The organism is Schaedlerella sp., from assembly GCF_056796775.1.
On the sequence record NZ_JBQIKP010000036.1, the window covers coordinates 18,189 to 42,967 of the forward strand.

The 24,779-nt window shown below is 48.6% G+C and carries 17 protein-coding genes; 13 read left to right on the forward strand and 4 right to left on the reverse strand.

Features of this window, described 5'->3' with window-relative positions:
* Window positions 1-272: 272 nt before the first annotated feature.
* From ACTOY7_RS15285 to ACTOY7_RS15300, 4 genes are all read right to left on the reverse strand, one after another.
* Window positions 273-722 carry a NanQ anomerase/TabA/YiaL family protein gene (locus ACTOY7_RS15285; protein WP_482671169.1) on the reverse strand — a complete coding sequence of 150 codons (450 nt, stop codon included), beginning with the start codon at window positions 720-722 and terminating at the stop codon, window positions 273-275.
* A 109-nt stretch (window positions 723-831) separates the two neighbouring features.
* On the reverse strand, window positions 832-2,334 hold the full coding sequence (locus ACTOY7_RS15290; RefSeq protein ID WP_004082661.1) for a sodium:solute symporter family protein: 1,503 nt from the start codon (window positions 2,332-2,334) through the stop codon (window positions 832-834).
* A gap of 168 nt (window positions 2,335-2,502) precedes the next feature.
* The gene (locus ACTOY7_RS15295) at window positions 2,503-3,423 is read right to left on the reverse strand and encodes a dihydrodipicolinate synthase family protein (RefSeq protein WP_004082658.1); all 921 of its coding nucleotides are present in this window, start codon (window positions 3,421-3,423) and stop codon (window positions 2,503-2,505) included.
* Between the two features lie 239 nt (window positions 3,424-3,662).
* A complete protein-coding gene (locus ACTOY7_RS15300) occupies window positions 3,663-4,352 on the reverse strand; it encodes an N-acetylmannosamine-6-phosphate 2-epimerase (protein WP_004082656.1) in 690 nt (229 codons plus the stop codon).
* 450 nt (window positions 4,353-4,802) lie between these two features.
* Between ACTOY7_RS15300 and ACTOY7_RS15305 the strand changes: the two genes are divergently transcribed.
* The 13 genes from ACTOY7_RS15305 (at window position 4,803) to ACTOY7_RS15365 (ending at window position 24,536) form a co-directional block, all read left to right on the forward strand.
* Window positions 4,803-6,404, forward strand: coding sequence for an AAA-like domain-containing protein (locus ACTOY7_RS15305; protein WP_482671170.1), 1,602 nt, complete (start codon window positions 4,803-4,805; stop codon window positions 6,402-6,404).
* A 170-nt stretch (window positions 6,405-6,574) separates the two neighbouring features.
* Complete coding sequence (locus tag ACTOY7_RS15310; RefSeq protein WP_004082652.1) at window positions 6,575-7,495, forward strand: sugar phosphate isomerase/epimerase family protein; 921 nt, start codon at window positions 6,575-6,577, stop codon at window positions 7,493-7,495.
* A gap of 209 nt (window positions 7,496-7,704) precedes the next feature.
* The gene (locus tag ACTOY7_RS15315; RefSeq protein ID WP_304972664.1) at window positions 7,705-8,817 is read left to right on the forward strand and encodes a Gfo/Idh/MocA family protein; all 1,113 of its coding nucleotides are present in this window, start codon (window positions 7,705-7,707) and stop codon (window positions 8,815-8,817) included.
* Between the two features lie 374 nt (window positions 8,818-9,191).
* Complete coding sequence (locus tag ACTOY7_RS15320; RefSeq protein WP_482671171.1) at window positions 9,192-10,304, forward strand: Gfo/Idh/MocA family protein; 1,113 nt, start codon at window positions 9,192-9,194, stop codon at window positions 10,302-10,304.
* A gap of 351 nt (window positions 10,305-10,655) precedes the next feature.
* Window positions 10,656-11,423 (forward strand): MurR/RpiR family transcriptional regulator, encoded by a 768-nt coding sequence (locus tag ACTOY7_RS15325; protein ID WP_004082650.1) that lies wholly within the window; start codon window positions 10,656-10,658, stop codon window positions 11,421-11,423.
* Between the two features lie 150 nt (window positions 11,424-11,573).
* Window positions 11,574-12,350, forward strand: a complete 777-nt coding sequence (locus ACTOY7_RS15330) for a sugar phosphate isomerase/epimerase family protein (protein WP_285825770.1) — start codon at window positions 11,574-11,576, stop codon at window positions 12,348-12,350.
* Between the two features lie 132 nt (window positions 12,351-12,482).
* The gene (locus tag ACTOY7_RS15335; RefSeq protein WP_004082643.1) at window positions 12,483-13,550 is read left to right on the forward strand and encodes a Gfo/Idh/MocA family protein; all 1,068 of its coding nucleotides are present in this window, start codon (window positions 12,483-12,485) and stop codon (window positions 13,548-13,550) included.
* Window positions 13,551-13,675: 125 nt separating this feature from the next.
* The gene (locus ACTOY7_RS15340; RefSeq protein WP_482672290.1) at window positions 13,676-16,114 is read left to right on the forward strand and encodes a GH39 family glycosyl hydrolase; all 2,439 of its coding nucleotides are present in this window, start codon (window positions 13,676-13,678) and stop codon (window positions 16,112-16,114) included.
* A 146-nt stretch (window positions 16,115-16,260) separates the two neighbouring features.
* A complete protein-coding gene (locus tag ACTOY7_RS15345) occupies window positions 16,261-17,223 on the forward strand; it encodes a flavodoxin family protein (RefSeq protein ID WP_482671742.1) in 963 nt (320 codons plus the stop codon).
* Window positions 17,224-17,285: 62 nt separating this feature from the next.
* On the forward strand, window positions 17,286-18,668 hold the full coding sequence (locus tag ACTOY7_RS15350; protein WP_394682628.1) for an MFS transporter: 1,383 nt from the start codon (window positions 17,286-17,288) through the stop codon (window positions 18,666-18,668).
* 450 nt (window positions 18,669-19,118) lie between these two features.
* Window positions 19,119-21,491 carry a GH39 family glycosyl hydrolase gene (locus ACTOY7_RS15355; RefSeq protein ID WP_482671743.1) on the forward strand — a complete coding sequence of 791 codons (2,373 nt, stop codon included), beginning with the start codon at window positions 19,119-19,121 and terminating at the stop codon, window positions 21,489-21,491.
* A gap of 224 nt (window positions 21,492-21,715) precedes the next feature.
* Window positions 21,716-23,116 (forward strand): MFS transporter, encoded by a 1,401-nt coding sequence (locus ACTOY7_RS15360; protein WP_482671744.1) that lies wholly within the window; start codon window positions 21,716-21,718, stop codon window positions 23,114-23,116.
* Between the two features lie 91 nt (window positions 23,117-23,207).
* The gene (locus ACTOY7_RS15365) at window positions 23,208-24,536 is read left to right on the forward strand and encodes a carboxylesterase/lipase family protein (protein WP_482671745.1); all 1,329 of its coding nucleotides are present in this window, start codon (window positions 23,208-23,210) and stop codon (window positions 24,534-24,536) included.
* Window positions 24,537-24,779 lie beyond the last annotated feature (243 nt).

A 24,779-nucleotide genomic window follows, 5' to 3' on the forward strand; every position in this document is an offset into this window, starting at 1 on the left:
TACTGCTGCTTCGGCAATCTGATTTATAGTAACGTGTATGAAACATGAATCAGATGGTTACATGTCACACCCTGACCAATCACTACGCTGATTGGTCAGGAGGATGCACATAAAAGCTGGGATTCAGGCCGTCCATTGCCGTAGGCAATTTTAAATGACGGCCTGAGTTACAGGGCACGCCTGGTCAAGGTGTGACCTGTAACATCAGATGGTGTTACTGTATTGGCCGGATGTCGTGCAGCAGGGTGCACGACGCCGTGTGAACAGCAACATCAAATGTGTACCTTGAAGATTGCCTTTTTTATGGTTTCTGATTTTTCGGCGGCAACGGCCGTGCGGTGGGCGTCGCTTGGAAAGCAGATCAGGAAATCCCCGCTTTTGAGTACAACGGAGCTGTTCTTGGAGCCTTCCATGGGAAGAAAATCATCCGCCGGAACATAGTCCTTCACATCCATATCCTGGATAAAATTCAGGTCGATCTGTTCGGTGCCGTCCAGCATCAGGTGGATGTCCAGGTATTCCCGATGGGCCTCCCAGAAACGTTTTTCTGCCTCTACGGTCTGATACTCAACGATGTTCACAAAGAGACGTTTTCCGTCAATCTCATGGCTTCCTTTTTCATAGGCTTTCAGGTCGTGCGAGCCTGCGTAATCGAAGCATTCCTTAACCGCGTCTTCCAGGAATGCATATTCTTTTAAATTCTGTATATTTCCGAATATCATATCTGTTCTCCTGTTCTTCGGGCAGACCGCTGCAGGCCGCACCCTGATCAGGTACGTCCTGCGACGATGGATGTATGCCCGGGTATTTTGTAAAGATGGGTTCGGTTTTCTATTTGAAGACCGTTGTGTTGGGCGCCGGTACGGAGGTATCGCCTGTCATCTTCCGGGAAATGATACTTGCCGGGATCCCCACTGCCAGAGATACCGCAATGGATATCAGGGAGTAGGACCAGATGGATACCGAGCCTGCCGGAGCAAAATACTTGATACCTACCATCACAGCGGATGCCGCGATAAATGCCAGCGTTGCGCCGAAGGTATTTGCCACCTTGGTAAATGCGCCCAAGATGAAGGTTCCGATGAGGATTCCGAGCACCAGTCCCATGAATCCGTTGAACCATTCGTATGCGGACTTCACGCCGCCGTTTGCCAGTACCATGGATACGATGATGGAGAAAATACCTACGATCAGGGATACGTACTGGCCGATCTTGGTCTGCGTCTCAAAGCTTAATTCTTTCTTGGTAAGCCTTGCCTGGATGTCCAGGGTCCAGCTTGCGGCTACGGAGTTCAGCCCGGTTGACAGGGTGGACTGGGATGCCGCATAGATCGCTGCAAGGAGCAGGCCGGTGATTCCGACCGGAAGCTCAAACGCGATGTAGGACGCAAAAATCTGATCCTGCGCCGCTGCCGGCGGAAGGGTATTCTGCTGATAGAACACATAGAGTCCGGTTCCGATCAGATAGAATACGGTTGCGATAAAGATGGAAAGAGCTCCGTTGGTCAGCATCATTTTGTTTAACTTCTTCGTATCTGTCGTGGTCGTGAAACGCTGTACGATATCCTGGCTGGATACATAGGAGCCCATGGTGTTGAAGCCCGCGCCTACGATCATGATGAATACGCTGTCTTTTAAGATATTGATGTCAAATATGGGCTGGTCTACTGCCAGGAATTTGTGGTCTGCGGCAAATGCGCCGAAGATCGCTCCGATTCCTCCGTCAATGTGTGCCAGAAGGAATACCAGCGCAAAGGTGACGCCGATGAGCAGTACGGAGCCCTGGATAAAGTCAGTCCAGAGTACGGATTTTAAGCCGCCGGTGTAGGAATAGATGATCGCGATCACACCCATGATGATGATCAGCAGGTTGACGCTGATTCCGGTCAGGCTTCCCAGTACCATACAGGGCAGGTACATGATGATGGACATACGTCCTACCTGGTAAATGATAAACATGACTGCGCCCAATACGCGGAGCCCCTTGCTTTCGAACCGCAGTTCCAGATAATGATAGGCAGTATCAATATCCAGCTTGCTGTAGATCGGCAGGAAAAACTTGATGGTCAGCGGGATGGCAAGCAGCATACCGAGCTGCGCGAACCACATGATCCAGGTTCCCGCGTAGGAATTTCCCGCAAGCGACAGGAAAGATATGGGGCTTAACAGGGTTGCGAAGATGGATACGGAAGTCACCCACCAGGGCACGGTGCCGTCTCCCTTGAAATACTCTTTTCCCTTCATTTCTCTCTTTGCGAAGTGAAGACCCGCAAACAGGACTGCAGCCAGATACACAACTAAAATAACCAGATCTATCATTGTAAAGCCTTGCATAAATTCTCCTCCTTTTTCTCATTCGCAGCCGGCATAAGGGTATGGATTACCGTGCCGGCTATAGATATTATCCTCTGCAGAAAGTCTGCCGGAGCAGGCTTCCTGTATGCCATCGTATGCAGAAAAGCTGGCGGTAGCAGTTTTCTGCATTTTCTCCGGAATGCAGGCTTAACAGCCATATTCCGCCTTCGCATTCTGGATCATCTGTGCTGCTTCTTTGACCACTTCCGCGTCGCTCTCGATCAGGGAAGCCAGAGGCGCCCTTACCCCGCCCAGTTCCAGGCCTTCGTTGAGTTTCAGAACGGCTTTGATGATGCCGTACATATTTCCGTGACCGGAACACAGCTTGTAGATGATCTCATTGATCGTATACTGGAGCTTCCTTGCCTGTTCCATCTCATTTGCCTTCACCAGGGCTTCCAGCTTCAGGAACAGCTCCGGCATTGCGCCGTAGGTTCCGCCGATGCCGCCTTCCGCGCCGATGGCAAGGCCGCTGATGAACTGCTCGTCGGGACCGTTGAAAATGATGTAATCCTCACCTGCGGCCTGCTTGAACATCTGGATATCCTGTACCGGCATGGATGAATTTTTCACGCCGATGACGTTCGGGTTTCTGCGCATTTCGGCAAACAATCCCATCGTCAGGGCTACGCCTGCAAGCTGGGGGATGTTGTAGATCACAAAGTCTGTATTCGGTGCGGCGGAGCTGATATCATTCCAGTATTTTGCAATGGCATGCTCGGGCAGACGGAAATAGATCGGGGGGATGGCAGCGATGGCGTCTACGCCCAGGCTCTCCGCATGCTTCGCCAGTTCCATGCTGTCCTTGGTGTTGTTGCATGCCACATGGTTGATCACGGTGAGTTTGCCGTCAGCGGCTTTCATGACATTTTCCAGGACGATCTTCCGGTCTTCTACACTCTGGTAAATGCATTCTCCGGACGAACCATTGACATAGACGCCCTTCACGCCTTTTTCTACAAAATATCTGGTCAGTGACTGTACGCCCTCGGGGCTGATATTTCCGTTCTCGTCGTAGCAAGCGTAAAATGCGGGGATGACTCCTTTGTATTTGTTAAGATCTCTCATGATTTTTCTCCTTTTTTTAATGTGGATGCAGAAAACGTTTTCCAACTGTGCGGCTGTAAGAATTTTGCGAACAGATCAATGGGTTGGAACTCTGTTTACGTTTTTCTGCTGTTTTGCATTGCGATATATATAAAAATTATCTGGTACAGTGTTTTGCCGGATTGAATCTGTCATTCAGCCTGGCATGGTTCCGTCACATTTTTTTGCCTGGTAAATGTTGTTGACGGATCAGCGCTGCCTCAGACTTCCAACCCTTCAGCAAATGATTTCGTAATGAGCTGGGGCCTTGTGATGCATGAGCCTACGACAACGCAGAAGGCTCCAAGATCGATGACCCGGCGCGCCTTTTCCGGTGTGTTGATGTTGCCCTCCGCGATGACCCGGTGCTTCACGTTGGCGAGGATCTCCCGGATGATCCGGAAATCGTCTGCCTCGATCTGGTCTCCCTTGCTCTGGGGGGTGTAGCCTACCATAGTGGTTCCGATAAAGTCGAATCCCAGCTCGTCCGCATGGAGAGCTTCCTCAATGGTCGAGCAGTCCGCCATCCAGAGCTGATCCGGGTAGCGTTCCTTTACCTGGTGGAAGAAATCATCCAGCGTCAGATTGCCGGGACGCAGGCCGCCGGTCGCATCCAGGGCGATGATCTCCGGTTTGACCTCCATCAGCTCATCCACCTCTTTCATGGTCGGAGTGATGTAAATGCTGCTGTCCTCATAGTCTCTTTTTACGATTCCGATGACCGGAAGGTCTACCTGCGACTGGATCTCACGGATGTCCTCCCGGGTGTTGGCGCGGATCCCCATTGCGCCCCCTTCTTTTGCGGCCAGCGCCATCCTTCCCATAATAAAGGAAGAATGCAGCGGCTCGTGGGGAAGAGCCTGGCACGATACGACCAGCTTCCCTTTTAGTTGTTCCACACATTCCCTCATAGACTTACTCCTTTCATCTCATAGAATGTTGATGAATCCGCCCTTTCGGGCTTTGTTTATCGCTTCTGATATTCAGTATAGCATTGAAGAAAATATTTTCAATAGATACACATGGTTCTGAAAGTTCTTTCGTTCTTTTCAAAAAAGGACGCAATTTGATAGAAAATTCAGATGTGTTTTTGGGCAGATTGCACAATCCCAGGTTACTTCTTTCTGACTTTGAAAATACCTGTAAGTTCAAAACGGGGGTTTGCCGCTTCGGTTCAGTTTATGCATACCTGAAAAGTATATGGATTTGGAGAGGATTTATTCGTGTGCGAAAATAGATCGAGGGAAAGGGTTCGATATTTTATTGCAGTAAAAGGAAAATTGAAGCTGTCTTTTCCTGCTGCGATAGAGTATAATTATAACTGTCCAGAGCAGGGCTGCGGCGGAGAGGAGGAAGCGGCAATGGGAAAAATATTTAATGTGAGTGGGGACTGCAAACCGAATCTGCACTATATGGTAGATATTAGTGAGCGCCTTCGAAAGATAAAAGAGCTTGTAGACAGAGGAGAATATTTTTCGATTCACCGTGCACGGCAATATGGGAAGACCACAACCTTGCGGGCATTAAAGAGATATCTGCAGGAAGAGTATATTGTGCTCAGCCTGGATTTTCAAAAACTGGATGCGGCAAAATTCGAGAATGGAAATATGTTTTCGCTGGCATTTGCGTCTTACTTTATTCGTTTGCTGAGGAGAGAATGTGCAGACAAAACAGATGAAATGGAGGAACAATTGAACGAACTGTGGGAAATAGTATGCAAAAGCCACAGGACATTTACTTTGTTTGATTTGTTTGGATATCTAAGCCAGATCTGCGGGGCGGCAGAGCAGCCGATCGTCATGTTGATTGATGAAGTGGACTGTGCTGCAAATAATCAGGTGTTTTTAGACTTTCTGGCACAGTTGAGAGGATATTATATAGACCGGGATGAAATGCCGATTTTCCAGTCTGTGATTCTGGCTGGAGTATATGATATAAAGAGTCTGAAGCTAAAAATACGCATAGAAACAGAACATCAGACAAATAGTCCATGGAATATTGCGGCAGATTTTGATATCGACATGAGCCTGCCTGAAAATGGGATTGCGGGAATGCTGGAAGATTATGAGCAGGATAACCGGACAGGGATGAATGTTCGGGAATTGGCGGCTTTGATATACGAATATTCATCCGGGTATCCGTTTCTCGTATCCAAAATCTGTAAGCTGATCGATGAAAAAACAGCAGGCAGCCGGGAATTTCCGGATAAAAATTCGGCATGGACCAGGGAAGGATTTTTGGCGGCAATTCGGATGCTTCTTCAGGAGGAAAATACGTTGTTCGAGTCTCTCGACAATAAGCTGATTGATTTTCCGGAGCTGAAGCAGATGCTGCAGGATTTGTTGCTGAAAGGCAGGATGGTCGAATATGTGCCCGGAGATACGGGGATACGGATGGCTGTCATGTTCGGATTTGTTACATTGAATAACGGGATTGCCGTTGTTTCAAACCGGATATTTGAAACACGGCTTTATAATGGATTTCTTGCGGAAAAGGCCAGGCAAATAGAGATTTCACAGATTGCCGCGAATGAGAAGAACCAATTTATTGTCAGTGGACAACTGGATATGGAACGGGTTCTTCAAAGGTTTGTCAGTCACTATTCGGAGCTGTTCGGGGCGTGTCATGAACATTTTCTGGAAGACAATGGGCGCTGTATCTTCCTGCTTTATATGAAACCAATTATCAATGGAACGGGAAATTACTACATCGAGTCAAAGACAAGGTCGAACAGGCGCACAGATTTGATTATTGACTTTTGCGGAGAGCAAAAGATCGTGGAACTGAAGATCTGGCATGGGGAAGAGTACAACCGGCGGGGAGAGGCACAGCTTTCGGAATATCTGGAAGAATATCATCTGAAACGGGGCTATATGGTCAGCTTCAACTTTAATAAAAAAAAGCAGATCGGCGTCAACAAGATTGTATGCGGCGATAAAGTATTGATAGAGGCGGTTGTCTGAAGAAAGGCAGGACAAAAAAAGTATATCTTTTTTTGTCCTGCCTTTTTTGGAGGGTACAAAAAAGTCTAAATATGAGAATAAATCTGGATAATTAAACGAAAGTTTTTCCTCGTTCTTTCTATTATAATGTACTCAAGATCAAGAGAAAAAGAAAAGGAGAACAAAAAGCTATGAAATTAGGATTTGTAAGTGCGATTCTGGACACATGGACGTATGAGGAAATGATGGATTTTGCATCTGACCATGGATTCGAATGTGTGGAAGTGGCATGCTGGCCGCAGGGGAAGGCGGAGAGAAGATATGCGGGCGTAAGCCACATTGACGCGGAGCGTGTACTGGAGGATGATACATATGCTGCGCATATCACGGACTACAGCAAAGAAAAGGGCGTGCAGATTTCTTCTCTTGCATATTATCCCAATACCATGGACGGAAATCTGGAGAAGCGTGAGGCGGCTGTGTCTCATCTGAAAAACCTGATCAAGGCGAGCCATAAGCTCGGAATCGGCATGGTGACCACATTTATCGGAAGGGATCAGACAAAGAATATCGAGGAAAACCTGGAACTGGTGAAAGAGGTTTGGCCGTCCATCATCAAAACAGCGGAAGAGAATGATGTGAAGATTGCCATCGAGAACTGCCCCATGCTCTTCGGACCGGATCAGTGGCCGGGCGGACAGAACCTGATGACCACTCCGAAGATCTGGAGACAGGTATTTGAGATTCTGAACAGCGACAACCTGGGAATCAACTATGACCCGTCCCACTTTGTATGGCAGATGATCGACTATATCAAGCCGATCTATGAATTTAAGGACAAGATTTTCCACGTACACTACAAGGACATCAAGGTTTATCCGGACCGCCTGAACGACTGCGGCATCATGGCATATCCGCTTGACTTCATGTCACCGAAGCTTCCGGGACTGGGAGATGTGGACTGGGGCAAATATGTTTCTGCGCTGACGGACATCGGCTATGACGGATGCACCTGTATCGAAGTCGAGGACAAGGCATTCGAGGGAACCAAGGAGAAGGTGGAAGATTCCCTTGTACTGAGCCAGAGATATCTGCGGAATTTTGTCATCTGATGTTACGATTTGTTACTGTGAATAGTAACTACGATTTACAGTCGTATCAAAAATAATCCTTTCTTTTTTATCCTGCCTTCGTATGAGGGCAGGACATAGCTAAAATATCATATAAAAACAGGACAATTGAAGGAATGTTTCCTTTGCGGAAACAACTTATAATAGAATCAGCGAAAGCGGAACAGTAAAAACAAAAGGAGAACAAAACAATGAGCAAATTGAGAGTAGCAATCGTTGGATGCGGCGGTATCGCAAATCAGAAGCATATGCCTTCAATCAAGGCGAATGAGGATAAGGCTGTTATGGTAGCGTTCTGTGACATCATTCCGGAGCGGGCGGAGAAGGCATGTAAAGAATACGGCGCAGAGGGCGCGAAGGTTTACACCGATTATAAGGAGATGCTGGCGGATACGAGCATCGAGATCGATGTGGTTCACGTATGTACCCCCAACGTGGCGCACTGCCCGATCACGGTTGCTTCCTTTGAGGCAGGCAAGCATGTGATGTGTGAAAAGCCTATGGCGCACAATACCGAGGATGCCCGGAAGATGCTGGACGCATGGAAGAAATCCGGCAAGAAATTTACGATCGGCTACCAGAACCGTCTCCGCGACGATACCCAGACGCTGCACGCTTCCTGTGAAGCAGGGGAACTTGGGGATATCTACTTTGCAAAGGCACATGCGCTGAGAAGAAGAGCGGTTCCTACCTGGGGCGTATTCCCGAACAAGGCGCTGCAGGGCGGCGGTCCGCTGATCGATATCGGAACCCATGCGCTGGACATCACACTGTGGATGATGAACAACTACGAGCCGGCTTCCGTATCCGGACAGGTATTCTACAAGCTGGGACGCCAGGCGGACGGCCCGGAAGGAAACGTATTCGGCCCATGGGATCCGGAGACCTTTGAGGTAGAGGATTCTGCGTTCGGACTGGTAAAGATGAAAAACGGAGCGACCATTTATCTGGAAGCATCCTGGGCGCTGAACGTACTGAAGTCCATGGAAGCGTCCACCACACTGTGCGGAACCAAGGGCGGAGCAGAGATCCATCACGGCGGAAGCTATCCCCAGGACGAGCTGATCTATAACACGGTAGAACACAACCAGTTGATGGAAAAGACCATCTCCCCGGCAGGCGTGGTAGACTTCTTCGAGGGCGGCGCGGCAGCAGAGGCAGTGAGAGAGCAGGAGCAGTGGCTGAACGCAATTATCAACGACGGCGAGCCCCTTGTAAAACCGGAGCAGGCATTTGTAGTGACCCAGATCCTGGAAGCAATCTACAAATCCGCAGAGACCGGGAAAGAAGTATACTTTGATTAAAAGTCAGGAACAGCAGCACTCTGTGAAAACAGATCGTGCAAGCATGCTTGCAAAGAGCTGTTTTCACAGAGTGGTATTGGGCGGGACGCCCAATCAGCCTCAGACAGGAGCTGCGAAGCAGCGTATAGTCTGCAAAGCAGACGTGTCTGAGGCCTGCGGTTCCGGACGGATGGGAAGAACAGCAGCACTCTGTGAAAGCAGATCGTGGAAGCATGCTTGCAAAGAGCTGTTTTCACAGAGTGGTATTGGGCGGGACGCCCAATCAGTCTCAGACAGGAGCTGCGAAAGCAGCGGATAGTCTGCAAAGCAGACGAGTCTGAGACCTGCAGTTCCGGACGGATGAGAAGAACAGCAGCACTCTGTGAAAGCAGATCGTGCAAGCATGCTTGCAGCAAGCTTTAAAACAGAAACTTCGTAAATCGGAAAGGAAGAAAATAATGGAAAAAATAAAATTAGGTATCGTTGGCTTTGGTTTTATGGGCCACTGCGATGCGGATATGATGAGTACATTTGACGAGATCGACCTGGTAGCGGTAGCGGATACGAATCCGGATCAGCTCAAAGACGCGCCGGAGGGCGTGGAGACATACGCAAACATTGACGAGATGCTTGCCAACGCAGATATCAATGTTGTGATGGTATCCACGCCGAACCCCAGCCATCCGGAGATGGTGAAGAAGGCGGCGGCAGCGAAAAAGCATGTGATCTGTGAGAAACCGGCTGCCATGAGCATTGCGGAATATGACGAAATGGTTGCGGCATGTAAAGACAACGGCGTGCTCTTTACCGTGCATCAGCAGAGAAGATGGGATAAAGACTACCGGATCATGAAAGAAGTCTATGACAAGAACCTGGTTGGGGATATGTACATCATCAAATCCCAGCTCTACGGCGTAAACGGCAACATGCATGACTGGCATATTTATCCAGAGATGGGCGGAGGCATGCTCTATGACTGGGGCGTACACCTGATCGACCAGATGCTGGATATGGTGAAGTCTGAGGTAGTATCCCTCTATGCGGATGTACAGAATGTCATCAATGAAAACGTAGACGACTATTTCAAGATCATCCTGAAATTCAAAAACGGCGTGACCGCAGAGATCGAGCTGGGAACCTATTACCTGACACCGAAGCGCGCTTGGTTCATCGGCGGTAAGAAAGGCTCCGCAATCATTGACGGATTCGGCGGAGAAGGCAAGATTGTCCGCACCGCGCATCTGCTGGAGAATGTACCGGGCAAGATCACGATGACTGCCGCAGGTCCCACAAGAAGCTTCGGACCGCCGGAGCCGGGACTTCTTTCCGAAGAACCGCTGCCGGAAGTAAACGTGGCGCACAGGAATTATTTTGAGCATTTCCTGAAAGCATTCAATGGAGAAGAAGAGATCATTGTAAAACCGGAACAGGTAAGACGGGTACTCCGTCTGATGGATGCGGTAAGAGAATCCGCAAAGACCGGAAAATCAATCGCATTTGAGGAATAATTGGCGAGTTGGAGTTGGATTTCACGCAGGCGTGATATGCAGCAGTTATGATTTCGGATGCCCTGTACCTTGCTGCAGGGCATTCGGCCGGTATAATAACAGTTAAATATTGGAGGGCAGGTAACGTAAACTTGTCCTTCTTTATTATATTCAGCGACTGCTGTCTTGTCTGAAATGAGGAAAACTCAAGCGGAATAACTGCTGCAATGTTTTTCATCAAGAGCAAAATTCTTTGTGATACCATGATAGATACAGACTGGGTGAATCGGGACCGTGTAAGCGTAAAAAATGATACGGAATCTGTACACATGAAAATCTGATTTGTAAATTGCCTGCAAAGGGGAAAAGGATATGAATGTTCTTCAGAGTTTGACAGAATTATACAATCACCTTTCCTTTGACAGTACATACCGGAATGTCTGCAGAGGGATCCTCGAGAATCTGGAGGAAGCGGCGGACGGCAGTATTTATGATGTCGCGGAGCTGACGAACTCATCCCGGACGACAGTGTGGCGGATGGTGCAGAAGCTGGGATACCAGAATTTTACGGATTTTCATCATGAATTGAAACGGGCGGTGAAGCAGTATACCTACTACAACCGGCTCTTGCCGCCGGAACAGAGCCGGGATGCCGTAAGTGTGAAGGATGCCATGCTGGCACAGGCCATAGAAACCTGTGAGATCTTGCGGGATCAGATCGATGCAGGTGAGGCGGAACGGATTGCAGAGGAACTGAGCGACGCGGATAAGGTGGTCTTCTATACACCTTATAAAAACAGCGCCATACTCTCGCTGCAGCAGAATCTTGCCATGGACGGGAAGGAGACAGGATATTACTGCTTGCTTCCGGATATGATGGAGGACAGCGGTACATTGACGGAGCAGAGTATCGTCATTGTCAATATGATTGAACATGTGGAGACCATGGACATGGAGCCGGTATTTGCCAATATCAAGGCAAAAGGGGCGAAGGTATATGGCGCGTCAAAGCGGTATAAAAAGTATCTGGATAGGGAATTGTTCCGGGGCAGCAGGGAAAAGGTGGTAACAGGGGTACTTTTGTTTGACCTGTATTTTCTGATGCTGAGTGAGATATACCGGATGAAATATATTCGGTAAGTATGTAAACGGGTAAAAGAATCTGGTTTCAAATTTGAAACCAGATTCTTTTTTTGTGGAACATTGTTGCTGAGGAAGAACGCCGATGAAAAATCCTTGTCTTATAATGGAGACATAAACAAAGAGAAAACGAAAGGAGTTAGGAAAGCGATGAAGTACAGTTTATGTGCAGACATTATGTTTGTGGCAGTCGGCGAAAAGGGGCCTGTCTGGCCGGATACGGACGGAATCATTGAGGGCATGAAACTGGCAAAAAAGAACGGATTAACGGGGATTGAAATGTTTGACCTGGAGGGAAGAGATCTGGACCGCATTGCCGCGGCGGGAAAGGAACTGGGGATTGAGATCCGCGCATGCGTTTCCGCGGGAGCATCTCTTCTGGGAGACCCGGCTAAGACGGAGGAGCTGGTTTCCCTTTTTACACAGAGTGTGCCAAAGGCTAAGCAGATCGGGTGCGGCAGGCTGATCCTGAATGCGGCTGATTATGCGAAAGATCTTTCCGCAGAGGAGGTTCTTGCGGCGATGGAGGACGCATTGAAGCGTCTTGCTCCGATTGCTGAGAAAGAGGGGGTAACAGTACTTGTTGAGCCGCTGACGGGCGGATTCTTTACAAGCTCGAAACAGGCATTTGGCTTAATTAAGAACGTAGGAAGTGAACATGTAAAGCTTCTTTATGACATGTTCCACTTCCAGAATATTGAAGGACAGATTACGGAGACGATCAAGGCGAACCTGGAGCTGATCGGAGATCTTCACGGGGCAGGGGCGCCGATGAGAGCGGAACTGACAGTAGGAGAGCTTGATTATGCGTTTATTTTGAATACCGTGAAGGAACTTGGCTATGAAGGAAACTTCTGCCTGGAATTCTTTACATTCGAGAACCGCGATGAGAAGGTGGCCGCATCCTGCAAAGTGCTGCCTGCATAACAGAAGAAACCCTGGTGTACTGTACCATTCATTTTCAGCCAAATGAATGCGGCGCTGCACCATACATATTATAAAAGAAATATCCGGCCGTACAGTCGGAAGAATATAAAAAAATCTATGGAGGAAAATGAAATGGCAAAGAAAAGAATCGGAGTAATTGGTATTGGTGAGATTGGAACGACAAAGCATTTAACACAGCTTGTCAAGCATTCGGATGAAGTAGAGGTCGTTGCGCTGTGCGATATTCTTACGGAGAGATGTGAAAAGGCCAATAAAGATTTCGGCCTGAAAGCAAAGATTTACACGGATTACAAAGAAATGTGCGCGGCAGACGATGTTGACGCGGTACACGTTTGTACTCCGAATCCGCTTCACTGCGAGATGACGATCTGCGCGTTTGAACACGGAAAAGATGTTTACTGTGAGAAACCCCTTGCATGTACCTACGCGGATGCGCAGAAAATGCTTGAGGCACAGAAAAAAGCAGGCAGAAAGCTCACAAGCGGTACACAGTGGCGTTATAATACGGCTCCGATGGAAATGAAGAGAATGTATGAAGCAGGTGAATTCGGAGACGTATACTATATCCGTTCTTCCCAGCTCCGCCCGAACCGCCTTCCGGCATACGGTGTATACACAAACAAGGAGCTGAACGGCGGCGGAGTTTTAATGGACGGAGGTCCTCATTCCATTGACCTTCCCATGTGGCTGACAAACAATTATGATGTTGCAAGCGTTCGGGGAGTCACTTTTGATAAGATGAAAAATTTCCCGGAGGGAAATCAGCTTGGGCCGTGGGATCCGGACAACTTCGATGTAGAAGATACCGCAATGGCCATGATCACAATGAAAAACGGCGCAATGTTCTATATTGAGACAGCATGGCGTACAAACATGCTGCAGGAAGCTCCCGGAATCATCTGCTCCGTAGCCGGAACGCTTGCCGGCGCGGATATGGTCGGCCCTGGATTTGAAGACAGCGTTCGTATCACAAAGATGGTTGGCGGAGAAATGAAAACAGAGATCACAAGCCCGGAAGCGAAGTATGACATGTGGGAATATGACATGACAAAATGGGTGGAATGTATTACAAAGGGAACGGATCCCGCGGTCCTTCCGGAGCAGGCAGCAATCGTTACCCGTGTGATCGAGGCTATTTATCAGTCTGCCGCAACGGGTGAGACAATCGTATTTGAATAAAACTGAACGAAGTTTTTTAGAAAATAGGGGACTGTACGCCGTATATAGCCGGCAGTGACAGTCCCGCTTGCTTTATAAAAACGGAATCCAAAACCAATGAAATGATCGCGGCGGAAGAGAGGACTATGGAAAACAAAAGAAAACTAATGCAGTTCTTTTTTATCAGACAGGAAGAATCATCGGTGCATTACCATCAGGATCTGGAGATCATTTATGTGATGAAAGGGAAAATGGAGATTAAAATTGATGAGTCGGCGTATCAACTCCAAAAAGGGGATTTTATCTTGATCAATGCCAATAAAAGACATTCCTGCGTGGGAACGCAGGGGATTTTAGCGGCAAGATTTTTTATTGATTTTCATATTCTGGCAGAGCATATGGGTACGCTGCAGCTGATGTTCTGGTGCAATACGGTGGTGGACAGAAATGATGCATATGAAGAGGTACGGAAATTATTGGACCGGATTTTAAGCTGCTGCTCCGATCAGGAGGAAAAAGGCGCATTATATCTGAATTCGCTTTATTATGAACTGCTGTATCATCTGGTCAGCTATTTTATGGTGAAAGCAGATCAGGTATGGACGAATCAAGAGGATTCCAGGAATCAGATCCGGGTCCGGCAGATACAGAATTATATCCAGGCAAACTATCAGACGCAGATCAGCCTGAATGATCTTGCGCAGAGATTGTATCTGTCAAATGTGTATCTGTCAAAATATATTAAAAAACATATAGGGCTTACCTTTTTGGAATATCTGAATAATGTGCGTCTGTTCCATGCGGTAGATGAACTGCTGTATACAAATAAAAGTATTACACGTATTGCGATGGATAACGGATTTCCAACATCAGCGGCATTTATCAAGAGCTTCCGGAGCATTCACCGTGAGGCGCCCAGCCAGTACCGTAAGAGGATGCAGCAGAATATGCCTCCAGTTCACCAGGAGTATGGGCTGGAAGAAAAAAGTCTGGATCTGGTACACGAATATTTAAGGAACAGACAGACGGGACAGCAGGAGAACGGCAGCAGACAGCAGATTTATACTGCGGATGCCAGCTATTATGAGATTCAAAATGCGGATTGGATCCGGGCGGTGAATGTGGGAGAAGCATATACACTTCTGCAGTCAGAGGTGCAGGATCAGCTTATACAGATTCAGCAGGAGACCGGCATGAGATATGCAAGGATCTGGAATCTGCTCTCCCGGAAACAGTGTGCAGACGAAAAAGGGGGAATGAATTTCCGAAAGCTGGATCTGGTGCTGGATTTTATCATTGATCATCAAATGAAGCCGTACATTGAACTGGGGGGAGGAACAGAAGTAAAAGAGGCGGGGAAGGATGGAGCGAAAAGGAAAGAAACGTGGGATTATGAGATGTTCTGTGAAATGATAAGGGCGTTCTATCTGCATCTGATCAACCGCTATGGCCTGGAAGAGATAGAGGGCTGGTATTTTGAATTCGGGAAGGCTTCCGGCCTTGGAATGACAGCGGAGGACGGAGCCTATTACCAGGCATTTGAGGCCATCTGCCGGATATTTAAGGAGATTGCCCCGGAAATTCGGGTGGGAGGCGCCGGGCTTTTGCTGGGGTATGGAAATTCCTTCTTCCGCAAGATCTTCCGTATCTGGAAGAAACGTAAGTTCCGGCCGGATTTCCTGTCCTTTCGTTCCTGTCAGGATATGTCGATTGCTGAGGACGAGCTTATTTATGGAAGAAAATCTATTGACAGCAGCTACATGAAAAATCAGATGCAGTTAATCCGGGACACGATGGAAGAGGAAGATTTCCAGATTCCGGAGATACACATTGTTCAGTGGAATTTTACGGACTCGAATCATAATGTGTTCAATGACAGCTCTGCGCAGGGAGCCTATATAGTAAAAACCTGTATCAGCATGCTGGGTAATGCAGATTTTATGGGATATTGGCAGGGACTGGATATCGGGTCGGACTATGCTGCCACAGGAGCACAGGGCGATACGTTTCCGGCAGGACAGGAAAGTATACAGCAAGGTCATTCGGACGTTACGTCCGTATTGAACGGAGATTCCGGACTGATTACCAGAGATGGTATACGGAAGCCCTCTTTTTATGCGTTTCAGTTCATGAATAAGCTGCAAAGCCATGTAGTATGCAGAAATGAGAACAGTGTCGTTACTGCAAATGGGCGGGGACGGTTCACTGCGGTCTGCCATAATTATAAAAGCTTTTCATCAAAATACGCATTCTGCAAAGAGGAAGAGATCCAGATCGACGAGATGGATCAGTTTGTGGAGGATATGGAACCGCTGAGACTGAAAATCTGTCTGAAAAATGTAAACAATGGAACGTATCAGGTAAAGTCCCATTATGTGAATCACGAAAATGGCTCGGTTCAGAATATCTGGAAAATGATGGGGTACGAAAAGGTCCTTGCGAAGGATGAGATCGAATATCTGAAAAGGCGGGCAATCCCCAGTATGGAAATCAGGACTGTTCAGGCAACGGATGGGACCCTGGAACTGGAACATGTGATGCAGCCTCAGGAAATCCGGCTTTTGGATATTTGGTACAGATATTAAAATCTCTATGATGATTTTTAGTTTTTATGGCTTTCCCCTAAAAATTGTATTAAATATTGATGCTGGTTTCAGATAAATACACGAAAGAAAATTTTTGCTAAAGCTGTAAACTTAAATATAACACAACAAACATGGAGGATGATGAAATGAAAGTACTGGGAATTTCCTTTGGAAGAAGGAATCAGCGCTGTGATGTGATGGTAAAAGAGGCACTGTTTGCTGCGAAGGCAGCAGGAGCAGAGGTGCGGTTTATCAATACAATCCGAATGGATATCGGACATTGCCGCGCATGTGATTACTGCAGCCGTCTGCGGGACAAGGGGGAAGTGGAGATCCACTGCTGCATGAAGGATGACTTTTCTGTTTTGGAGGAGGCGTGCCTGGAAGCGGACGGGATCATTATCGGCGCGCCGGTCTATGCGGTTGGTATCGTAGGGCAGTTTAAGAATTTTGTGGACCGTTTCGGGCCGTCCCATGACAGGGCAGCGCTTCTGGAAGTAAATAAGAAACGTAGGGAAGAAGGCAAACCGGAGCTGGATCCCAGATATTTTAAAGACCGCTATACCGGATTCATTTCCGTAGGAGGCGCGCAGACTCATAACTGGGTATCTCTGGGGCTTCCTATGCTGGATCTGTTCAGCTTTTCCTTCTGCATGAAGTGCGTGGGTCATGTGGACGCATATGATCAGGGAAGGACAGGGCATCCGCTGCTGGATCCGGCTCTGATGGCAAAATGCGGGGAGCTTGGAAAGGCTGTGGCAGAGTCTGTTGGAAAACCATACGAGGAAGTGGATACCTGGGTGGGAGAGGATGGAGTTTGTCCGGTCTGCCATAACCCGCTGCTTAGTATGAACGGGACGCCCCACGTGGAGTGCCCGGTCTGCGGGATCTGGGGAGAGCTGTCCGTGGAAGGAGAGAGGGTGAAGGTAGATTGGCCTGAAAAAGAAATTGCGCGGGCGCGCAATACGGCCATTGGAATTTATGAGCATTACAACGAGATCCAGAACATGATCAAGGTCTGTGTGCCGAAACTGACAGCCAACAAGGAGACACTGCCGAAGATGATGGAAAAATATGAGAACTTTGAGGAGAGCATTGCTGCCATGTAGCACGGAGGAATGAGAATAAAAATATACCATTACTTGAGAGAAAGTAATGTCAGGAGGGCGCTATGAATGAAACAAAAATAAACAAATATGGTATGGAACCGCTGACCTTTAAAAATTACTTTGTGTACGGAATGGGGAATTTTGCTTCCCAGTTGTCCTGGACCATGGTAGGTACATATCTCTCTATTTTCTATACGGATGTATTTGGCCTCGGGGTAGGGGCTGTAGCCATGCTGATGCTGATCGCCAAGGTCTGGGATGGTATCAATGATCCTATGATGGGGACCATCATGGAACGAACCCACACGAGATGGGGACGTTTCAGACCTTATATATTTGCCGGCGCGCCGCTTTTGGTCGTATTTACGATCCTGACATTTACGGTTCCGGGATTCGGCGGACCGGCCAAGTTGATCTATGCATATGTGACCTATATCGGATTGGGAATGGCTTATACCATGACCAATGTGCCGTACACAGCGCTCCCGGCCGTTATGACTCATGATCCGAAGGAAGTAAACCGGCTGAATGCCGCACAGATGATGGGCATGACCATCGGGCAGATCGTTCTGAACCTGACCGTATTGCCTCTGGTCACCTTCATCGGCGGCGGAGACCAGGCAAATGGATATCAGAAGACGGCGACCCTGCTGGCAATCGTTGCGCTTCCGATGTTCTGGGCAGTGGCAGTGATGTCGAAAGAAAAGGTGACGGTGGAAAAGAAAGAACAGGGCAAGGTTCTGGACGGCTTGAAAATGATCGCAAAGAATAAGAATCTGCTTTGCGCCATGTTCTATTCCTTCTTTAATATGTTCGGTATCTTAGGACGTATTTCGGTGGCTGTATTCTTTTACATGCACTGTGTACAGAATTTTGCGCTGATCACGGTATTTATGATGATGCAGATGGCAGTCGGGACGCTGGTGATGCCTTTTGCGCCGAAATTTGTAGAGAAGTTCGGAAAAAGGAACGGCGCGATCATCTCCATGGTGATTCAGGGAGCCGCATTGCTCCTGCTGTACTTCGGACCGTCCACCAGTATACCGTTCAACTTCCTGTGCATGATCATCTATGGAACCGGATATATAGCAGGTCCATCCGGAAGCGGTATGATCGTTGACGCGATTGATGACTTTGACGACAAGTATGGCGTCCGTAATGACGGTATGGCATTTTCCTTTAACGGTACCGCAATCAAGATTGCGACCGCAATCGCCAATTCGGTGTTCCTTCTTGTCATGGGAGCATTTGGATATGTGGGCGGAGGAGAGATCACACCCCATGTACAGACCGGGATCAATCTGGCGGCAAACCTGCTTCCCGGAATCGTATTCCTGATCGGGATCATCCCGCTTGCATTGTATGACCTGGACAAGCCAGGATATATGGAGGCGGTCAGAGAACGCCTGACCACGTGTAACACGGAGAAAAAAGCAGAGAAGTAACTATGACCTCTTTGCCACACCGGATGTCGTGACGGTATCCACACCGAATCCCGGTTATCCGGAGATGGTGAAGAAGGCAACAAGAAAACTGCTATGATTTTTGTCATGGCAGTTTTCTTGTGTGGAAAAAGATAAAATTTTTCGCCTCAAAAAGCAGCAGGGAGAAAAGCGCAGATATGCTGAAAGATATAAACTAAGAAAATAATATATTTTCTGCCCGGCAGAGGGCAGCATATACAGACAGAAAGCAATCGAGTCGACGCAGAAACTGGTTTTGACAATGGGGGAGTGTAAAGTATCGTATAAATAAATGATACGGGTATTGCCCGCATTTAAAGTCTGCTTCGCAGTTGGCGGGCAAGCAATCACTTGCTGTGCGAGTGGTTGCATTCAGAAGGCAATCAATTTGCTACGCAAATTGGTTACAAACAACAGTCAGGAGAACAGGAAATGAACAAGATACAGATTACATCGGCAGGCGGGGAAGCCTGCCATTCCCACAGAAGCGCAGAACTGATCTATGTGCTGACAGGACAGGCCAAGATCCATATCCGGGGAGAAGATTTTCAGGCGTTTCCAAAGGATGTGATATTGATCAATCCGGAAGAACCGCACGGCTGGAGCGGCCATAAGGGCGCGCTGGTCTGTAAGATATATATGGACTATTATGTGCTGAAAAACGCGCTGAAGCAGGAGCCATTTTTGTTTTTATGCAACAGTGTCAGAGAGCCGGAGAAGGATTATGGGAGAATCCGCTACATCCTGGAAACGATTTTGAGCAAATATGCGGAAGCACCGGATGGGTTCTGGGTGGAAAGCCTGTATTATGCGCTGTGGGAGGGAATCAAAACCCAGTATCTGGCGGCAAGTCCCGGAAAGACCGCGCCGGTGGGTGATAAGATCGGGGAAGTGATGGACTATATCCAAACGTCTTACGGCCAGCCGTTAAATCTGGCGGAGACAGCGGCGAGATGGTACATGTCGGAATCTGCGTTTTCCAGGTTTTTCAAACGGGAGACGGGAACCGGATTTACGGAATATGTGAGAAATCTCCGTCTGGAACAGGCAAAGGAACAGCTTTTGTCCACCAATAAGACCGTCACGGAGATTGCCTATGACTGCGGATATTCCAATCTGTCCGTATTTAATAAAAATTTCAGGCAGGCATTTTCCTTAAGTCCCAAACAATTCCGGCAGGAAAGAAACACACCGGTACAGAAAATGAACGCTTCAGATCTGGATGGGCTGGCGGCCTATTTAAAGGATTCCGCCTCTTATAAGAAAAAGGCAGAGACGAAGGGGAAACGAATTTTGATCGATACAAGGAAGGGAAGTCCCTTCGGGGATTCGGCGCTGTACTGCATGAATGCCGGGATGTTTGCCAATCTTCTGGAGGCAAGGGTGCAGAAGCATGTGGCCATGGTAATACAAAATCTGGGCGTGAAATGCATCCGGCTGTCCAACCCGTTTGATCCGGAGCTGAAAATACGGTCCGGCCACGGGACGGAACAGATGAATTTTGAAAAAATGGATACGGTACTGGATTTTTTGCTGGAGCAGGACGCAGTTCCGGTATTTGAGCTTCCGGAGCGGCAGAAAAAGATGATCGTCAGTATCGGTTCGGATAAAAGGCTGGAGGAGATCAGGACAGATCCGGTTTTTCTGTCCCTAGAGGAGTGGGAGCGTGCCCTGGAAGCGCTGATGAAGCATCTGACAGACCGCTATACGGCAAAGGAGGTCGGCAGATGGGGCTTTGAGATCTGGTACGACGTGGAACAGGTGACCGGCGCGGGACAGATTCCGTATTTTCTTTTATATGAGCGGACGAGGAGCATCATCAAGACTTATGCTCCGGAAGCGAAGATCGGGGGCAGCGGATTGAATACTGAGCTCAGCCGGGACGTGCTAAAGGAACAGCTCCTCTGGTGGAAGGATCGGGAGGAGCGGCCGGATTTTCTGACATTTATCAGTTATCCATACCAGGTGGAATGGGATGAAAAGAAGGAGACAGGAAAACAGTACAGCCTTTTGAGCATTGATTCGGATACCCACTTTGTAAAACAGGATATGGAAAATTATTATGCGCTCATGAGAGAGGCAGGCTATCCGGAAACACCGGTATGGGTATCTGAATGGAATACCTCTCTCTCGGAACGGAATATTTACAATGATAGCTGCGCAAAGGCATGCCATATGCTGACGCAGATGGTGGATGTCGCGGACAGGATCTGCCGGGTGAGCTATTGGGGGATCAGCGACTGTCCCTCTCAGTATTTTGATTCTGCGGCCCCGCTGATCGGCGCCACCGGACTGATCACCAGGGACGCTCTGCCGAAGCCGGCCTACTATGCGTTTGAATTTTGGAAGCAGTTGGGCGAGCGGATGCTTGGAAAAGGAGAACACTACATCGCCACATCCCAGCATGGGGACTCTGTCCAGATCCTGACATTTAACGCGAAGCAGTTCAGCTACGGTTATCAGCTCAAGGACGAGGACCGGCTGGCGCCCGGCGAGCTGCCGTTCGTATTCCGGAACAGCCATAGGCTGGAGCTGACCTTTGCCCTGGAGGGGATGAAAAACGGAAAGAAAAAAATATGCATTTACCGGGTGGGGGAAGCCTCCGGCAATGTTCTGGCGGAGTGGAAAAAGCTGGGATACGCCAATGACCTGCTGCGATCGGAGATCGCATACCTGCAGAAGATCTGCATTCCACGGATGGAGGTATTGTATCAGGAGGTTACAGGAGGGATACTGGAGCTGGATGTGATGCTGGAGGCCAACGAGATGGCGCTGATCCTGGTTTTCAGCAAGGATTATCCTTAAAAAGGGAGAAACAAGTCTGCGGAGATGGCCGGAAATCCAGATTATCGGTTCAGAGAAGGAAAAACAGCAAAAATCGACAAATATATAGATGATTTTTGCGTCTCTGATCTATCCGGACATCAGCATTTTCAAGGAAAGGACATTTTTCAAAGGCTGAGGATTAGTTTTTCGGGAAAAGAAATCTTAAAATAATAAGAAAACAAAGGAAAAGGAGGATTTCTTTTATGGAAACCGGAAACAGAGTAAAAGAAAATGTCGGACGGATTCAAGTCGGGGCATATGGGATGGGGAATTTTGCGTGCCAGCTATCCTTTACGATGGTCAACATGTACCTGGCATATTTTTATACCGACGTATTCGGACTGTCCGCGGCGGCGGTGGCAACGCTTCTGCTCGTGGCGAAGGTATGGGACGGAATCAATGACCCGATGATGGGGGCGCTGATGGATAAGACATATACCCGGGTGGGAGGATATCGTACCTATATGATCGCTGGTGCCGCTGCATTGGTGGTCTTTACCATTCTGACGTTCAGCGTGCCTGGATTCGGAGACAGCGGAAAGCTGTTCTACGCCTATGTGACCTATATCGGGCTGGGTATGGCTTATACGGTGATGAATGTGCCGTTTAACGCACTGCCTTCCCGGATGACGGACAACCCGAAGCGGCTGAACCAACTGTTCGCATCCAGTATGTGGGCAGGGGGACTTGGAAGTACGGTGCTGGGAATGTGTACCATGCCCCTGATCCTGATGCTTGGAAACGGCGTGCAGGAAGCAGGCTATCAGAAAACCGCCATAGTCTATGCGGTAGTATCCCTGCCGATGGTTCTTTTGATGGTGCGGCTTTGTAAAGAAAATCCGGACATTGCGAAGGCAAAAGAGATCACAGCCGCTAAAGAGGGTGAAAAAGGAACGTCCTTTTTTGGATTTATAAAATCCATTTTTACCAATAAAAACCTGCTGTGCGTTTATGTATACATGTTCTGCGCAATGTTCAGCCAGATCGGAAGGGCAAGCACCGCTTTCTATTATTATATGTTCTGTGTAGGCAATATGGCCTGGGCATCTGTACTGATGTCCGTAAGCGGGCTGGTGGGCCTGGTGCTGATCCCCTTTGTCCCGGCGCTGATCGGGAAGTACGGAAAGAAAAAGGTGGTCATTGTATCACAGATCATCCAGATTATCGGACTGATCATGATGTTTGCAGGCCCATATACCAATATTCCTTATACCATTGCCGCAAATCTGGTCTATGGACTTGGCGGCGGGTACAGTGCATGTGTGGGCGCTATGATCGTCGATGCACTGGACAATTATGAATACAGAACCGGTGTGCGCAACGACGGAGTGGCATTTGCGTTTAACGGGCTGATGACGAAGATCTCCGCGGCCATTGCGGGTTCCATCGGGCTGATGGTCATGGCGGCATTCGGGTATACCAACGGCGCAGACCTGACGGAGCGTGCGCTGACCGGGATCAATACAGGCGTCAATATTGTTCCCCTTGTGGCGGCGGCAGCGGCGATCGTCCCGATGCTGCTTTTTGACCTGAATGAAGAGAAAATGACAGTTATCCGCCAGACGCTCAAGGATCGCAGGGAGACTATATTAAAGGGGCAGTAGAGAACGTGCGGAGCCGTGGCTGCAGGCTGCCTGCGGCAGGAAGCTCTGCAAATAAATTCTGAGAGGAAAAACCTGGAAAGGAATAATCAATATGAAGCTGGCAACAACGAAATATGGTGTGATAGAAGGCGTGGAGAAAACGGGATATTCCCTGTTTTGCGGAATCCCATATGCAGAGCCGCCGGTCGGGGAACTCCGCTGGAAGGCGCCCCGGCCCGTAAAACCCTGGGAGGGCGTGTACCGTGCAGACAGGTTTCGTGCCCGGGGCTGGCAGGAGAATGATACGGAAGGGGAGGTTCCCTTCTGGAAGGAAAAGCTGTTGAAAGAATTTTACGATGATCCCCGGTATATTCCGGAGATGAGTGAAGATATGCTCTATCTGAATATCTGGACACCTGCGAAGCAGGCCGGAGAAAAACTGCCGGTTGCATTCTGGGTGCACGGAGGCGGCTTTGGAAGCGGCTGGAGCTGGGAAAAGGAATTTGACGGAGAAGCATACTGCGGGCGGGGAGTGATCCTGGTTACCATTGCGTACCGTCTTGGAATGTGGGGGAACTTGGTACACCCCTGGCTGAACGCAGAGAATGAACATGGCGTATCGGGGAATTACGGTATTCTGGATCAGATAGAAGCGCTGAAATGGGTCTATGACAATATTGAGGCATTTGGCGGAGATCCGGACAATATTACGGTGTTCGGGCAGTCAGCCGGGGCCATGAGCACACAGTTTCTTGTATCTACGGAATTAACCGGAAACAGGATCGCAAAGGCTATCTTCCAGAGCGGCGGGGCACATAACAACGAAGCGCTTGCTGGCCGTGCCTGGGAAAAGAGTATGGAGATCGGCCGGGAATTTGTGGAAGAGACAAAGGCGGGTTCGCTGGAGGAGCTGCGGGCCATGCCGGCAGACCGGCTGGAACTGCTGGCGGAAGCATACAGCGCCGGGAAGCAGGAGGGAATCCTGTTCATGCCGGTTGCAGACGGATATGTATTTTCGGAAAATACAACGGATTGCTTGGAGAACGGACATGTAAAGCAGATTCCGTATATGCTGGGCACTACGGAAAATGACCTTTTTGTCACGCCCGAAATGCTGGAAAGAGGGGAGAAGACGACGCTTTACAAAGGGTGCATTGAGTGGAGCCAAAAAACAGAGGAACTCTGGAACCAGCCTTCCTATGTGTATTACTTTAAGCGGCATTTGCCGGGGGACGACTGGGGGGCGTTCCACTGCGCAGAACTCTGGTATATGTTCGGCACGCTGGACCGATGCTGGCGGCCCTTTGAGGAGCAGGATCGGAAGCTGAGCCGGGAGATGCTGGAGTATTGGGTGAACTTTATGAAGACCGGGAAACCGGCGGATGCAGAGGAGTGGAGACCCTGTACAAGGGCGGACGCGTTTGTGAAAGTACTGGAATGATTCGCGGTGGGAGCCGTTTTTTCCAAAGGGAAATCAGCTTTCCTGCTGCCGACGCTGAGATAAGGAAAAGCCGTTGCTTGGGTTTTTGTCCATGCAACGGCTTTTCGGGTGGTTCTGATTTAATTTTTAAGCATACAAATCAGAGGGTTCATCTGCACGATAAGATTTCCATTATTCTGTTATTTTCCATATCAAATCCGGTTTCAAAAAAATAAAAATACCGAATACAAAGAATATAATTCC